The organism is Stenotrophomonas maltophilia, assembly GCF_001676385.1.
GTDB lineage: Bacteria > Pseudomonadota > Gammaproteobacteria > Xanthomonadales > Xanthomonadaceae > Stenotrophomonas > Stenotrophomonas maltophilia_J.
The window spans coordinates 328,916-344,146 of the sequence record NZ_LYVJ01000001.1 but is presented as its reverse complement, the minus strand read 5'-3'; the positions used below and the strand labels follow the sequence as shown (position 1 = coordinate 344,146).

14 protein-coding genes are annotated in these 15,231 nt (G+C 67.5%); 8 read left to right on the top strand and 6 right to left on the bottom strand.

Annotated features, from left to right (window positions below):
• Positions 1-32 precede the first annotated feature (32 nt).
• The gene (locus tag A9K58_RS01700) at positions 33-839 is read right to left on the bottom strand and encodes an FHA domain-containing protein (protein ID WP_065197677.1); all 807 of its coding nucleotides are present in this window, start codon (positions 837-839) and stop codon (positions 33-35) included.
• A gap of 124 nt (positions 840-963) precedes the next feature.
• Between A9K58_RS01700 and A9K58_RS01695 the strand changes: the two genes are divergently transcribed.
• The 3 genes from A9K58_RS01695 (at position 964) to A9K58_RS01685 (ending at position 3,059) form a co-directional block, all read left to right on the top strand.
• Positions 964-1,239 carry a polyhydroxyalkanoic acid system family protein gene (locus A9K58_RS01695; protein WP_065197676.1) on the top strand — a complete coding sequence of 92 codons (276 nt, stop codon included), beginning with the start codon at positions 964-966 and terminating at the stop codon, positions 1,237-1,239.
• 80 nt (positions 1,240-1,319) lie between these two features.
• Entirely contained in the window at positions 1,320-1,811 is a 492-nt protein-coding gene (locus A9K58_RS01690; RefSeq protein ID WP_065197675.1) for a phasin family protein, read from the top strand.
• A gap of 237 nt (positions 1,812-2,048) precedes the next feature.
• Positions 2,049-3,059: a restriction endonuclease gene (locus tag A9K58_RS01685; RefSeq protein WP_065197674.1), complete on the top strand. Its 1,011-nt coding sequence runs from the start codon at positions 2,049-2,051 to the stop codon at positions 3,057-3,059.
• Positions 3,060-3,257: 198 nt separating this feature from the next.
• Here A9K58_RS01685 and hutC read toward each other — a convergent pair whose 3' ends face one another.
• Both hutC and A9K58_RS01675 read right to left on the bottom strand, forming a co-directional pair.
• Positions 3,258-3,986 carry a histidine utilization repressor gene (gene hutC / locus A9K58_RS01680; RefSeq protein ID WP_065197673.1) on the bottom strand — a complete coding sequence of 243 codons (729 nt, stop codon included), beginning with the start codon at positions 3,984-3,986 and terminating at the stop codon, positions 3,258-3,260.
• Between the two features lie 27 nt (positions 3,987-4,013).
• On the bottom strand, positions 4,014-5,384 hold the full coding sequence (locus tag A9K58_RS01675; protein WP_065197672.1) for a formimidoylglutamate deiminase: 1,371 nt from the start codon (positions 5,382-5,384) through the stop codon (positions 4,014-4,016).
• A gap of 67 nt (positions 5,385-5,451) precedes the next feature.
• On the opposite strand from A9K58_RS01675, the gene hutI reads away from it, so the two are divergent.
• From hutI to A9K58_RS01650, 5 genes are all read left to right on the top strand, one after another.
• The gene (hutI, locus tag A9K58_RS01670; protein WP_065197671.1) at positions 5,452-6,675 is read left to right on the top strand and encodes an imidazolonepropionase; all 1,224 of its coding nucleotides are present in this window, start codon (positions 5,452-5,454) and stop codon (positions 6,673-6,675) included.
• Positions 6,672-8,213 carry a histidine ammonia-lyase gene (gene hutH / locus A9K58_RS01665; RefSeq protein WP_065197670.1) on the top strand — a complete coding sequence of 514 codons (1,542 nt, stop codon included), beginning with the start codon at positions 6,672-6,674 and terminating at the stop codon, positions 8,211-8,213. The genes hutI and hutH overlap by 4 nt, the downstream gene beginning before the upstream one ends.
• Positions 8,210-9,064, top strand: a complete 855-nt coding sequence (hutG, locus tag A9K58_RS01660; RefSeq protein ID WP_065197669.1) for an N-formylglutamate deformylase — start codon at positions 8,210-8,212, stop codon at positions 9,062-9,064. The genes hutH and hutG overlap by 4 nt, the downstream gene beginning before the upstream one ends.
• The gene (gene hutU / locus A9K58_RS01655) at positions 9,061-10,728 is read left to right on the top strand and encodes a urocanate hydratase (RefSeq protein ID WP_065197668.1); all 1,668 of its coding nucleotides are present in this window, start codon (positions 9,061-9,063) and stop codon (positions 10,726-10,728) included. The genes hutG and hutU overlap by 4 nt, the downstream gene beginning before the upstream one ends.
• 222 nt (positions 10,729-10,950) lie before the next feature.
• Positions 10,951-13,059: a TonB-dependent receptor family protein gene (locus A9K58_RS01650; protein WP_065197667.1), complete on the top strand. Its 2,109-nt coding sequence runs from the start codon at positions 10,951-10,953 to the stop codon at positions 13,057-13,059.
• A gap of 27 nt (positions 13,060-13,086) precedes the next feature.
• On the opposite strand, the gene A9K58_RS01645 is transcribed toward A9K58_RS01650, so the two are convergent.
• From A9K58_RS01645 to A9K58_RS19780, 3 genes are all read right to left on the bottom strand, one after another.
• On the bottom strand, positions 13,087-13,512 hold the full coding sequence (locus tag A9K58_RS01645; RefSeq protein WP_155760411.1) for a hypothetical protein: 426 nt from the start codon (positions 13,510-13,512) through the stop codon (positions 13,087-13,089).
• A 156-nt stretch (positions 13,513-13,668) separates the two neighbouring features.
• Positions 13,669-14,598, bottom strand: a complete 930-nt coding sequence (locus tag A9K58_RS19785; protein WP_081283949.1) for a hypothetical protein — start codon at positions 14,596-14,598, stop codon at positions 13,669-13,671.
• 451 nt (positions 14,599-15,049) lie between these two features.
• Complete coding sequence (locus A9K58_RS19780) at positions 15,050-15,226, bottom strand: nuclear transport factor 2-like protein (RefSeq protein ID WP_231109233.1); 177 nt, start codon at positions 15,224-15,226, stop codon at positions 15,050-15,052.
• Positions 15,227-15,231: the final 5 nt, after the last annotated feature.

The window sequence follows — 15,231 nt, the reverse complement described above, 5'->3', positions numbered from 1 at the left end:
GCACCTTCCGGGGCGGATCCAGCGGAATCAGGTCAGCGCGCGCCGAACCAGAGCAGCAGGCTGAGCAGGGCGGCCAACAGCAGGGCACTCGCCAGCAACCATGGCCAGCGCCGGACCCTGCGTGGCGCGCTCGGCAGTACCGGCGCCTGCTCGGCGTCCTGGCCGGTTTCGTCTTCGGTCGGCTGCGACCGACGGCGCGGATCATGGGGCACCTCCAGCACGAAACGGTGCTGGCCATCGAAAACCACCTGGTCGCCAGCCTGCAGCCAGCAGTGGCGCACGGCCACGCCGTTGACCCGGGTACCATCGGCACTGCCCAGGTCACGCAGCAGTACCCGTTCACCGTGCACTTCCACGCGGGCGTGCTGTTCGGCGAATGCCGGATCGTCGATGGCAATGTCGGCCTCGCTGCTGCGGCCGATCAGACGGGGCCGCGACAGGGTGAAACTGCGGCCATGGTGCAGGCCGCCGACGCCGCGCAGCAGGCGCTGCTGCTCATCGGTGCCGTCGTCCTTGATGGGTGCAGGCGCCTGCAGCAGGCTCTCGACTTCGCCCTGCAGGACCATCTCCACGCCATCGACGTAGACCGCATCGCCCGCACGCAGCAGGGCCATGCGCCGCACGGGTCGACCATTCACGTGGATGCCACGGATGCCGTTGCCGGCCTGCAGCCAGAGGCCACGATCATCCATGCAGAACTGGGCCAGCAGCAGGGCGCCATTGCCGACATCCCCGAGCCGTACGCTGCCGTTGGCCTGGCGCACGATGCGCTGCACCCCGGGCCGCAGCGGCTGGTCGGGCTGTTGTTGTTGGCTGAAGTGAACAAGCAGGTTCTGCACGCGGCGCAGCCTAGCAGGTTGGCCGCCAACGAAGAAGAACCCTCGATGAGCGCTTGGCGCGAAGGCCTTCGATGCGCACAATGCTCGCCCTCGTTGTTCATCCCCGCCCGTGCCAGGAGCCTGCATGTCCACCATCGATGTCCGCCACGCCCACGCCCTGCCCGACGCGCAGGCGCGCGCCGCGATCGAACAGGTCGCCGCCAAGTTGTCCGAGCGCTTCGGCCTGGCGTCTTCTTGGACCGCTGACGTGCTGAACTTCTCCGGCAGCGGCGTGGATGGCGCAATCGAACTGCAGCCGGGTGCGGTGCGGGTCACCGCCAAGCTGGGTTTCCTGCTGTCGGCGATGAAGGGCATGGTTGAAGGTGAGATCCAGCGCGTGCTGAAGGAAAAGCTGGGCTGAACCCCGGGCCCCACCGTCACGACGGTGCAACGCCATCGCGCGCTACTCTCGGGGCAGGCCCAACTGCCATGGGAAGTGCGATGAACCGCTACGACAATGACGACCGCCGCGACGACGAGCCCTCTTTCGGTGACCAGGCCGAGCGCTTTTCGCGCAAGCTGAGTGATTCGGCACAGCAGGTCTGGCTGGCTGGCCTGGGCGCGCTCGGCCGGGCCCAGGCCGAAGGCAGCCGCTTCTTCGACGGCCTGGTGAAGGAAGGCGAAGCCTGGGAAGCCCGCCGCCGCGAACGCAGCGCCGAACAGGGCCCCGGCTGGCGCGACAATGTGGAATCGTCGCTGGATGAAGCCCGCGAAAAGGCCTCCGGCACCTGGAACAAGGTCGAGAGAGCCTTCGACGACCAGGTGCAGGGGGTGCTCAAGCGCCTGCATGTGCCCACCGCCGACGAAGTGACTGCGCTGGAAGCCCGCATTGACGCGCTGCAGGCGCGCCTGGCCAGGCTGGAGCATCGTGCAGCCTCGGGCACCGACGCGCCGGCCCCGGGCAGCCACCAGTCGCCGGACAGCCTGCCCTGAGCGATCGATGTTGCAATGCAATAAATTTTGATTGACAATCGCGAGCAACCCGCCAATCGCTTCGGCTGCCGTTTGTTCCCTCCCCTCACGGCTTCAGGATTGGCGGGTTTTTCGTGCCCGGCGTGCGTCGATCTGCGCGCTGCATCACGCTTCCTGTCAGGAACATCCTGACCCGGTCGGGCACTGCGACCTTTACACTGTCGTCTTCCGCTTTCGCCCCTTCCGCCCTACTCCTGCATGCTTCCCTGGATCCTGGCCCTGTTGTCGGCCCTGCTTACCTGTTCCCTGGCCGTTCTCTATCTGTGGTGGATCAAGCGGCGGCAGAAGGAGATGCAACTGGGCCTGCAGGCCCTGGCCGGCATGCACTGGCGCGAATTCTCGGTGCTGATCAAGCGGATGTTGCGCGAACAGCGCGGCCTGCGGGAGTTGAACGACCCCGCGGAAGAATCCCGCGAGCCGAGCAGTGACTTCCTGCTCAGTGATGGCCCCAATACGTGGCTGGTTTCGTGCAAGCACGGCCTGGCCTACCGCATCGGCACTGCAGCGGTGAACGAACTGGGCGCGGCTGCCCGCCTGGCCGGCGCCCGCGGGGGCGTGCTGCTGACCGAAGGCCGGATCGAACGCGATGGCCGCACTGCCGCTGAAAAGCAGGCCGTGGAAGTCCTCGACGGACCGCGCCTGTGGCCGCTGCTGCAGCCCTACCTGCCGGGCGACATCGAAACCCGCGTGCGCACGGGTGCCCGTCATGAGGCGCTGCGCCGCATCGCCATCGCCGCCCTGGGATCGGCGACGCTGGGCCTGCTGGTGGGGCTGGGCCTGCAGGGCCTGCATGTGGAGGAGGCGCTGTCCGACGCACCGGTACCGGCGACAGCCGCGCCCGTTGCACAGGCGCCGGCTGCACGACCGACGCCCGGACCAGCCCCTGCCGCCACGCCACCGGCCCCGGCGCCCGCGCGCGGAACGCCCGCACTCGATCCGCGCAGCAACCCCGATCCGGATACGGCCGCACTGGAGCGCTTCCAGTCCGACCTGGCCCGGGCACTGGCCGGCAAGCCTGGCATCGCCAGCGGCGTCTGGCTGACCCGGCAGACGCTGGCGATCAACCGCACCGGTGAACTGGAGGCCGTGTGGCCGCTGGTCTGCGAGGAAGTGCTGCGCTACCCCGCCCTGCGCAACGTACGCATCCAGCTCAACGCCCGCCCCGGCATGGATGAGCCGGTGCGCTGGCGGCAGTGCGCCACGTATTGATGAGGCAGCATCCACGCATGGCGTGGCCCCTTCTGGTAGAGCCACGCCATGCGTGGATGCCGCTGTAGAGTCGAGCCACGCTCGGCTCATCGCGCATCGCGCGAACGGCAGCCGAGCATGGGCTCGGCTCTACATGGCCCTGCTCAGGCCAATCGCGCGAACCCCTTGGTAGATCCACGCCATGCGTGGATGGAGCCCCTACCGCGCCCCGGGCGCGAACCGCGCGACCAGGTCCCAGGCGTCGCCAAGGAACACCTGGCGCACGCGGGTGATGGGCTGTTCGCCGCGCCAGGTCAGTCGCTCGATCACCAGGCAGGCGGTGCCGGGCTTCACGTCCAGCAGGCTGGCGGTCGCAGTGTCCGCGCCCCAGGCGCTGATGCGGTGCTGGGCGCGGGTCCACGACACGTTCTGCAGCAGCCAGCTGCCCGGCGCGGTGGTGCTGAAATCGACCTCCAGCACCTCCGGCACGCCAGCAGGACTGATCAGGCGATGCTCCAGCGCCAGCGGGCGGCCGTCGGCCAGATGCAGGCAGCGCATGGCCAGCAGCTGCTGCTGGCCTGCCAACGCCACTTCGCCGGCATTGCCGCCGTCAGCCAGGCGCAGCTCCCGCTTCAGCAGGCGATAGGCGTACTGGTGACCGCGCGAGGCGACCTCCAGCGCGATGTCGGGGATCTCCAGCGCCACCTGCTCCAGGTGCGGCGGCTGCCGCGCCACGAACGAACCGGCGCGACGGCGGCGCTCGATCATGCCGCTCTCGGCCAGCGCCGTCAGCACCTTGTTCACCGTCATCCGCGAGCAGCCATACTGCTCCATCAGCTCGTGTTCGTACGGTATGCGGAAGCCCGGCGCCCACTCTCCGCTGAGGATGCGGCTTTCCAGATCGCTGCGGATGCGCTGGTTGAGCGTGGCGGACTTGCTGGCCTTCACGTGATCGGTCTCGGTGGCGGGAGGCGATCAGCCCAGCACGCCTTTCAGGGCGGCGGCGAAGGCGGTGGTGATCGCCTCGCGCTGCAGGTGGCGGCCTTCGGCCACGCATTGGCGGCCATGTCGCCAGACCGATCGCAGCGCGCCATTACGTGCGGCGAACACCCAGCTGTCAAGCCATGCGTCGTCCTGCCGCGCCTGCAGCGCAGGGTGCGCGGCATCCAGCTCGACCAGATCGGCACTGGCGCCGACCTGCAGGCCGGCGGCCACGCCCAGGGCCTGTGCGCCACCCTGCAGGGCACCTTCAAACAGGAAGCGGCCGGTGCTGCGGGTGGCGTCCGGCGCCAGTACATTGCGCCCGCGCAGGGCCAGGCGCTGTCCGTATTCGAGCAGGCGCAGCTCTTCGGCCGCATCGATCAGCACATTTGAATCGGAGCCGACACCGAAGCGTCCACCCTCGCGTGCGAACGCCTGCATCGGGAACAGGCCGTCGCCCAGGTTGGCTTCGGTGATCGGGCACAGGCCGGCCACGGCCTGGCTGGCCACGATGGCCGCGCGCTCGTCATCGGTGATGTGGGTGGCATGTACCAGGCACCAGCGCGCGTCCACCGGCGCATGGCTGTACAACCACTGCACCGGGCGCTGGCCGCTCCAGGCCAGGCAGGCCTCGACTTCGCGCACCTGCTCGGCGATATGGATGTGCACCGGGCCGTCGGCAAGTGGCAGCAATGCACTCAATTCCTCGCCGGTGACCGCACGCAGGCTGTGTGGTGCGATGCCGAGCACCGCGTCGGGCAGCGCGGCCAACGCCGGCTTCGCTGCGTCCAGCAGCTGCGCGAAGCCGTCCACGTCGTGGATCAGGCGGCGCTGCGCAGGATTCGGCGGCGCGCCCCCAAAATCGGCATGTGCATAGAACACCGGCAGCAGGGTCAGGCCGATGCCGGTCTGGTCGGCCGCGGCCGCGATGCGCGCACTCATTTCGGCACGGTTGGCATACGCATGGCCGTCCGCGTCGTGATGCAGGTAATGGAATTCGCCGACGCGGGTGAAGCCGCTTTCCAGCATTTCCATGTAGGCCTGGGCGGCGATGGCCTGCACCGCGTCCGGGCGCAGATGGGCCAGGAAGCGATACATCAGCTCGCGCCAGCTCCAGAAGCTGTCACCGTCGCCGCCGCCGATCTCGGTCAGGCCGGCCATGCCGCGCTGGAAGGCGTGGCTGTGCAGGTTGGGCAGGCCCGGCACCAGGATGCCTACCCGGGTATCGCCGTACTGGGTGCCCTGCCCCGTGCTGATCGCCGAGATGCGGCCGTCCTGCACCTGCAGGCGGACATCACGGGCCCACCCGTCGGCCAGCAGGGCGTGGGCGGCATGGAAACAGTGCGGGGAACGCGAATCGGACATGGCTGGACAACCCGAAATGGACGCCTATATTGTATAGACATATAAGCACAGCCGCGTTGTGGATGCCATGCACGTCGATACCCTCTGGTCCAACGTCCACCTGATCACCCTCGAAGGCGAAGGGCTGGGCGTCATCCGCGATGGCGTGCTGGCCTGCGCCGACGGCCGCATCGTGCATGTCGGCATTGCCGGCAGCGACGCACACCTGCGGCCGACCACCCGCATCGACGGTGAAGGTCGCTGGATCTCGCCCGGCCTGATCGACTGCCACACCCACCTGGTCTACGCCGGCAACCGCGCCAACGAATTCGAACAGCGCCTGCAGGGCGTCAGCTATGCCGAAATCGCCCGCGCCGGCGGCGGCATCGTCTCCACCGTGCGTGCCACCCGTGCTGCCACCCCGGAACAGCTGGCCAGCGAAAGCAGGCCGCGCCTGCTGGCGATGCGTGCCGAAGGCGTGACCACGATCGAGATCAAGTCCGGCTACGGCCTGACCCTGCAGGACGAGCGCAAGCAGTTGCAGGTGGCACGTGCATTGGGCGAGGAATGCCGGGTCAACGTGGTGACCACTTTCCTTGGCGCGCACGCGATTCCGCCAGGCCGCGAAGCGCAGGAATACACCGATGAGGTGTGCAAGGTGATGATTCCGGCCATCGCCGCCGAAGGCCTGGCCGAAGCGGTGGACGTATTCTGCGAGAACATCGCTTTCTCGCCGGCGCAGGCGCGGCAGGTCTTCGAAGCAGCGCATGCCAATGGGCTGGCAGTGAAGATCCACGCCGAGCAGCTGAGCAACCAGCACGGCGCCGAACTGGCCGCCGGCTTCGGCGCACTGTCGGCCGACCACATCGAACACCTGGATGATGCAGGCATCACCGCGATGGCCGCCGCCGGCACCGTCGCGGTACTGCTGCCCGGTGCCTTCTATTTCACCCGCGATACCACCCTGCCGCCGATCGCCGCGCTGCGTGCGGCCGGCGTGCCGCTGGCGCTGGCCACAGACAGCAACCCCGGCACTTCGCCGCTGACCAGCCCGTTGCTGGCGATGAACATGGGCGCCACCCTGTTCCGCCTGACCGTGGACGAGTGCATCGCCGGCTTCACCCGTGAAGCGGCGCGCGCACTGGGCCATGGCGGGCGCATCGGCCGCCTGGCCGCGGGCATGGATTGCGACCTGGCGATCTGGGACATCGACGCACCCGCCGACCTGGTCTACCGCATTGGATTCAACCCGCTGCACGCGCGCGTGGTGCGCGGGCAGCCCGACCTGCCTGCCTCCTGGAGCAACACATGAGCAACACCCTGGTTCTTCGCCCCGGCCATGTCACTCTCGCCCAGTGGCGGCAGGTCTATCGCGGTACGCCGCTGGCACTGGATCCGGCCGCGTTGCCGGTGGTGCGCGCCAGTGCCGCAGCCGTCGCGGCAATCGTCGCCAAGGGCGCGCCGGTGTATGGCATCAATACCGGCTTCGGCAAGCTGGCCAGCGTGCGCATCGAGCGTGAGGACCTGGCCACCCTGCAACAGAACATCGTCCTTTCGCACGCCGCCGGCGTGGGCGAGCCGATGCCGGCCAGCGTGGTGCGCCTGATGATGGCACTCAAGCTGGTCAGTCTCGCCCAGGGGGCTTCAGGCATCCGCGAGGAAACGCTGCTTTTGCTCGAAGCGATGCTGGCCAAGGGCGTGCTGCCGGTAGTGCCCGCGCAGGGCTCGGTAGGTGCCTCGGGTGACCTGGCACCGCTCTCGCACCTGGCCAGCGTGATGCTGGGCGTGGGCGAAGCCTTCATCGGCGATGAGCGCCTGCCGGCCGCAGAGGCACTCGCACGTGCCGGCCTGCAGCCGATCGAACTGGGCGCGAAGGAAGGCCTGGCCCTGCTCAACGGCACCCAGTTCTCCACTGCCTATGCGCTGGCGGGCCTGTTCGAGATCGAGACCGTGTTCCAGGCCGCGCTGGTCACCGGCGCACTGTCGGTGGAAGCGGCCAAGGGCTCCGATACGCCGTTCGACCCCCGCATCCATGCCATCCGCGGCCAGCGCGGGCAGATCGCCACCGCCGCCACGTTGCGCGCGCTGATGCAGGGCTCGGACATCCGTGAATCGCACCGCGACAACGATGTGCGCGTGCAGGACCCGTACTGCCTGCGCTGCCAGCCGCAGGTGATGGGCGCGGCGCTGGACATCCTGCGCCAGGCCGCTACCACGCTGGAAATCGAGGCCAATGGCGTGTCCGACAATCCGCTGGTATTCACCGATACCGGCGAAGCACTGTCCGGCGGCAATTTCCACGCCGAGCCGGTGGCCTTCGCCGCCGACATGCTGGCGATGGCGGTGTGCGAGATCGGCTCGATCAGCGAGCGCCGCCTGGCGATGCTGGTCGACCCGGCGCTGTCCGGCCTGCCGGCGTTCCTGACCCCGCGCCCGGGCCTGAATTCCGGCTTCATGATTCCGCAGGTGACCGCGGCTGCGCTGGTCTCGGAAAACAAGCAGCGCGCCTACCCGGCCAGCGTTGATTCGATCCCGACCTCGGCCAACCAGGAAGACCACGTGTCGATGGCCGCGCACGGCGCACGCCGGCTGATGCAGATGGCCGAGAACGCCGCCAATGTGATCGGCATCGAGCTGCTGGCCGCCGCGCAGGGCTGCGACTTCCACGCCCCGCTGCGCTCCAGCGCCGCCTTGGAAAGCGTGCGCGCCACGCTGCGTGCGCAGGTGCCGACGCTGGAAGAAGACCGCTATTTCCATCCGGACATGGTGACCGCCACGAACCTGGTGCGCAGCGGCGCGCTGGCACAGGGTTTGTCCGATCTGTTGCCGACTGTGGAACCGCAGGCATGACGATCCTTCCCGAATGGCTGACGGTGCACGAGGGTGATGCCCCGCTCATCGTCAGCTTCCCGCATACCGGCAGCGAGCTGCCGCACGACCTGATCGGCGACTACCACTCGCCATGGCTGGCCCGTCGCGACGCCGACTGGTGGGTGCACGAGCTGTACGACTTCGTGCGCGGCATGGGCGCGACCACGGTGCGCTCGGCGATCTCGCGTTCGGTGATCGATCTCAACCGTGATCCCAGTGGCGTGTCGCTGTACCCGGGCCAGAACACCACCGGCCTGTGCCCGCTGACCACGTTCGACAACCAGCCGCTGTACCACGCCGGGCGCGAACCGGACGACGCGGAGATCGCGCGTCGCCGCGACACGTATTTCCTGCCCTACCACGATGCCTTGGCTGCGCAGATCGCGCGTCTGCGTGCGCGCCATGGCACCGTGGTGGTGTACGACGCACACTCGATCCGCTCGCATATCCCGCACCTGTTCGAGGGTGAACTGCCGCAGTTCAACCTTGGCACCGCCGGTCCATCCGGTGCGCCGGACACCTCCTGCGACAACGCGCTGAGCGATGTGGTGGAGAACCTGCTCGCGCTCAGTGGCATGAGCCAAGTGCGCAACGGCCGCTTCAAGGGCGGCTGGATCACCCGCCACTACAGCAACATTGCTGGCGGCGTACACAGCCTGCAGATGGAGCTGGCCTGCCGCGGCTACATGCACGAACCCCTGCCCGACCAGGTGGACGAGCACAGCTGGCCCACCCCGCTCGACCCCGGCCACGCCGCACCGCTGCGCCACACCCTGGCGCAGGTACTCAACGCCTGCCTTGAATTTGCTACGAACCGGAGCGCCGCATGACCCGCAACGACCCGTCCCGCACCCTCGCCGCGCCGACCGGCACCACGCTCAACGCCAAGAGCTGGCTGACCGAAGCGCCGCTGCGCATGCTGATGAACAACCTGCACCCGGACGTGGCCGAGCGCCCCCAGGAACTGGTGGTGTACGGCGGCATCGGCCGCGCCGCGCGCGACTGGGAGAGCTTCGATGCCATCGTCGAAACGCTCAAGCGCCTGGACGATGACCAGACCCTGCTGGTGCAGTCGGGCAAGCCGGTGGGCGTGTTCCGCACCCATGCCGATGCACCGCGCGTGCTGATCGCCAACTCCAACCTGGTGCCGCGCTGGGCCAACTGGGACCACTTCAACGAGCTGGACAGGAAGGGCCTGGCCATGTACGGCCAGATGACCGCCGGCAGCTGGATCTACATCGGCGCTCAGGGCATCGTGCAGGGTACCTACGAGACCTTCGTGGAAATGGGCCGCCAGCATTTCGGTGGCGACCTGACCGGCAAGTGGCTGTTCACCGGCGGCCTCGGCGGCATGGGTGGCGCACAGCCGCTGGCCGCAGTGATGGCCGGCGCCTCCTGCCTCGCCGTCGAATGCCGCAAGAGCAGCATCGACATGCGCCTGCGCACCGGTTACCTGGATACCTGGACCGACAACCTCGACGAAGCACTGCGCCTGATCGACGAATCCTGCAAGGCCGGTACCCCGAAGTCGGTGGGCCTGCTCGGCAACGTGGCCGATGTGCTGGCCGAACTGCTCAAGCGCGGCGTGAAGCCCGACCTGCTGACCGACCAGACCTCGGCGCACGACCCGGTGAACGGCTACCTGCCGCAGGGCTGGACGGTCGAACAGTGGGACGAGAAGCGGGTTTCTGCCCCCAAGGAAGTGGAGAAGGCCGCGCGTGCCTCGATGGCCAACCACATCCGCGCCATGCTCGGCTTCCACGCGCTGGGCGTACCGACCGTGGACTACGGCAACAACCTGCGGCAGATGGCACTGGAGGAAGGCGTGGCCAATGCCTTCGACTTCCCGGGCTTCGTGCCGGCGTACATCCGTCCGCTGTTCTGCCGTGGCATCGGCCCGTTCCGCTGGGCGGCACTGAGCGGCGACCCGGAAGACATCGCCAGGACTGACGCCAAGGTGAAGGAACTGATTCCGGACAATCCGCACCTGCACCGCTGGCTGGACATGGCCGCCGAGAAGATCAAGTTCCAGGGCCTGCCGGCACGCATCTGCTGGGTGGGCCTGGGTGATCGTGATCGACTCGGCCTGGCGTTCAACGAGATGGTCGCCAACGGCGAACTGAAGGCGCCGGTGGTGATCGGCCGTGACCACCTGGACAGTGGCAGCGTCGCTTCGCCGAACCGCGAAACCGAAGCGATGGCCGATGGTTCCGATGCGGTTTCCGACTGGCCGCTGCTGAACGCCCTGCTCAACACTGCCAGCGGCGCAACCTGGGTGTCGCTGCACCATGGCGGTGGCGTCGGCATGGGCTTTTCGCAACACGCCGGCATGGTGATCGTCTGTGACGGCACAGAGGCGGCGGCGAAGCGCATCGGTCGCGTGCTGTGGAACGACCCGGCCACCGGCGTGATGCGCCATGCAGACGCGGGCTATGAAATCGCGATCGACTGCGCGAAGGAGAAGGGGCTGGATCTGCCGGGGATTCTTGGCTGATAGGGGGTTGCCGGCCAGCGGCCGGCACCACCGTAGGGCACCGGTAGCCGAGCCAAGCTCGGCTCTGTGCTTCGGGATGCACGACGCCTGATCCGAACGCAGCCGAGCATCGGCTCGGCTCTACAGGGACGCTGCGGACCGCCCCATACGCCCTGGATGGGTGACGCGGCGTCGCCAACCTGTTAACTTGCGCGCCAATTTATTGGTTTACAGCGTTTCCACATGTCGCTCCCGCCGTACCGCTCTGCCCCGTCGCTGCTGTCCGTGGCGGTTTCCCTCGGCCTCGCTTCCACTGCCACTGCCGCACCGCAGGCCACCACCCTCGACGCCGTGCAGGTCACCGCAGCCGATGCCAGCGCGCAGGCGCGCGAGACGCTGAAGCGCGTACCCGGCGCCAGCAACGTCATCGACGTGGCCAAGGCCGACAGCCGACTGTCCACCAGTGCGGATGTGCTGGCCTACCAGCCGGGCATCAGCGCGCAGTCGCCGGGCAACGAAGGCACCAAGATCTCGATCCGTGGCTCGGGCATCAACCGGGGCCCGGGCGCGCATGCCTCAGGCATTGCGGTGTCGATCGACGGCCTGCCGCTGACCGGCCCGGGCGGCACGCCCTACGAGCTGCTGGAACCGCTGTGGTTGTCGCGCGTGGAAGTCCTGCGCGGCGCCAACGGCTTCGAGCGCGGCGCGCTCGCGCTGGGTGGGGCCATCGACTACGCCAGCCGCAGCGGCCGTGATTCGGCCGGCGTGCAGCTGCACTACGAAGCCGGCAGCCGCGGCTACCAGAAGCGCGGCATCAGCTGGGGCGGCGTCAGTGGTGATGTCGACTACTTCCTGGCCTACACCGATACCGAATTCGACGGCTATCAGCGCCATGCGCGCGGCGACGGCAAGGGCGCGATGGCCAACATCGGCTGGCAAATCACGCCCGACCTGCAGACGCGTTTCTTCGTGCGCTATCGCGAGACCAATCATGAAACGCCCGGTCGCCTGACCCGCGATCAGATCCGCAACGATCCGCGTGCGGCCAATCCAGCCAACCTGGCCATCGATGCGCGCCGCCCGCAGCCGGGCAGCACCTGGCTGGGCAATGTCACCACGCTGCACATCGATGACGATTCCTCGTTGCAGGCCGGGCTGGTCTATCACAAGTACCCGATGGACCTGAACGAGAGCCTGTACCGCCAGCAGCTGGACTACGCCAACCTCAACGCCACGCTGGACTATCGCCGCCGCCACCGGCTGTTCGGCCTGGACAGCGAAACCACGGTCGGCCTGCGCGTCACCCACGATCTGGACGCCGATGTGCGCGAATCGCTGCGCTTTGCCAGCAACGGCTATGCCGCCGGTACGCGCACGCGTGACTTCCGCCACCACGGCACCGACGGCACGCTGCACGTCGGCAATACCCTCACCTTCAATGACCGCCTGCGCATGCAGACCGGGCTGGCACTGATCAATACCCGCCGCGATGTGCAGGTGACCTGGCCGAGCAGCGGCGGCCGGCTGCGCGACCACGACTGGGACTACGCGCCGCGACTGGGTTTCACCTGGCAGCACAGCGCGCAGACGCAGTGGTTCGGTAACCTCAGCCGCTCGGTTGAGGCGCCGCATCCGTGGTCGATGATCTGGGGCTCGAACCAGTATTTCGGGCCGGGCAATGGACCGTCCACCGGCCGACAGCGAGCGCCGGTACCCATGCAGAACCAGACTGCCACCACGCTGGAACTGGGCGCGCGCGGCGACGCGGCGCTGGGTCGCTGGGAACTGACCGGCTACTACGCACACGTGAACCACGAACTGCTGAGCGTCGAACTGCAACCGGTGCCGAACCTGTTCATCGCCGAGAACAACGCCAGCCCCACGGTTCACCGCGGCGTCGAAGCCGGGTTGGACAGCACGCTGTGGCAGGCTGCCCCGGGCCGCCTGTCGCTACGCCAAGCCTACACCTTCGGCGATTTCCGCTACCGCCACGACGCGCGTTTCGGCAGCAACCGCCTGCCCGGCCTGCCGCGCCACGCCTACCAGGCCGAGCTGCGCTTCGATCATGCATCCGGCCTGTACGCCACGCTCAATACCGAATACGCCTCACGCATTGCCGTGGACTATGCCAACAGCTACTGGGCTGACAGCCACGTGATCTTCGGCAGCCGCATCGGCTTCGACGCACCCGATGGCCGCTGGCAGGCCTGGGCCGAGGTGCGCAACCTCGGCAACCGCCATTACGCCGCCACCGTTACGCCGGGCTACGACGATGCGGGGAAAGACATTGCCCGCTCGACGCCGGGCGAAGGCCGGGGCATCTACGCGGGCGTGCGCTGGCGCTTCGATTGAGGACTGCTCATCCACCCCGCTTGTTGCTCAGCGGGGCCCGGCCTCTCCCCTGCGCCACAACGGCCAGGCAACTCCCATCAGGACCAGCGCCACGATCCATTTCGGCGAGGTGCCCAGCAGGATGTCCAGCCAGTGCGTGCCGAGCCCGCTGGCATCGGCGCGTCGCGGGTTGTAGCCGAGATAGATGATGCTGCCGGCCCACCACAGCAGCGCTATTCCGGCGATGCATGTCAGCAGTGCCGAACTGCGGCAGGTCCAGCGCAGGGAAGACGTCCCCCATTCACGTGACATCGCGAACAGCACGCCGATCAGGCCGAATGTGATCATTGCAACCAATCCGATATCAACCTTGGGACCGATGCGCTCGTAGGCGCAATCACACTCGTCCTGACCATTTCCATCACTGGCAGCGGCCAGGGCCGCCTGCTCCCGGGGCAGCGCCGCGTGGGCCATTCCCCATGCAGGCAACAGCCATGCCACCACGCAGAGCATCAGTGCGAACGCACGACACATCCGCACGCGACGCGAACTTACAGCGCAATCCATACGCAACTCCTCCTTTGCGGGCAATGTGAAATGCCCTTGATTCTGATGCAACGCCTGCCCCAGCTACTCCACCAACAACGCAACCTTGCTGTATGACGTCATCCGTTGGCCATAAAGACCCGCAAGGTCCGCGCCCGTCCTGACCGGCACGAAATGCGAGCGATCAATTGCGACAAAATTCGCTCCCGTTCGGCGATTCTGCCGTGGCACGCCCACTTCCACCGCCTTGAGCGCACTGATCCACAGCCACTCGTCCCCGTTCTTGATTGCATACCAGACCGGCATCCGGAAGATGCGCTCGAATGCCACCGCCCGCTTGACCTCGTCGTCCAGCGGCAGGGTGTAGGACAAGCTCCCGTTCCATTGCTTGGGCGTGAGATTCTTCGCATCCACCGCAATCAGCCCCAGCGCATCGAACAACAGCAGGAAGTCCGGACGCTTCACCTCTCCCGCAAACAGCTGCGAGAAGGTCTCCGGCTGCTGGCACACCGCCACGAATGAAAGCAGCTCGCGCGAGAACCACTCCGCCAGCGCGCGTTCCCCTTCGCGGCCGGCCTTCCATCGCTGCTCCAATGCGAGCCAGTCCGCCTCCGGTGAACCCCCTGCCGGCATGGCCCGGTCCAGGCCCTGGAGCGTTGAAGCATCGGCGTCGACCGGGAAATCCTCCGACATGTCCTCGCTTCCGCCGGACTCATCCTGGAAGTACCAGGCCTGCAGGTCGTCCATCGGCCGGCCGTGATAGACCGTTGTACCGATGCGGTACTGCGCGATGTGTTCGTACGCCACTTCCTGCACGAGTTCGCGCATTTCCGGCGCAATGCCTTGCGCGATCTTCAACTCGCATACATTGAACTTGGAATCGTAGAAGGCTGCGGAGACCGCGTTCCTCAAGCCCCGATCACGCAATGCGCCGACGAATCGGGACAGTTCTTCGATCTCTCGCCGGTCGCCATAGCGACTGCTCACGTGGGGATATTCGGGAACGTCTTCCATGCCTGTCCTCTCTCCGATCCATGCAGTGCCACCCTCCACGCCGCGAGCTGCACCGGGCTCGGGACGGAACGCCATCAGCGATGGCAGGAGGCCTGATACTGCATGCAGACATCCATGCCGGGCACGCGCGGGTGTAGCTGGCCGGATTCTACCGCAACGAAGCATGGCGTCCAGGCGGCCCAGGGCCGCCTGCCAGGCCGCATCCCGCGCTCCATGCCTCATCCACGCAGGGGCAGCGACTGTCTCAGCTGCGGTCGACGATCCGCACGATGCGGTCACCGGCGAAGAGGAATTCGCTACTGCCCTGCAGTTCCAGCGCAGCGCCGGCACGTGGCCCTCCCGGGACATCCTGCGCGAACACACCGCGCCAGCCGATCGTCGCCTGCGCGCGGTCCCCGTCGAATTCCAGGGTGAGCAGGCGCTGCTCGCGCTCCCGGAAAAGCGCAGCCGATTACCAGGCCAGTTCTCCGAAGGCATCCACGCCCTCGGTGACGCTGGTCAGCTGGCCACCACTGTGGTTCTCGAAGTGCACGTCGTGCGACAGCACCGCGAGCATGCCGTCGATGTCGAAGCGGTTGTAAGCCAGCAGGTAGTCCAGGATCAGCTGGCGGCGTTGCGGTTCATCCATGGTGG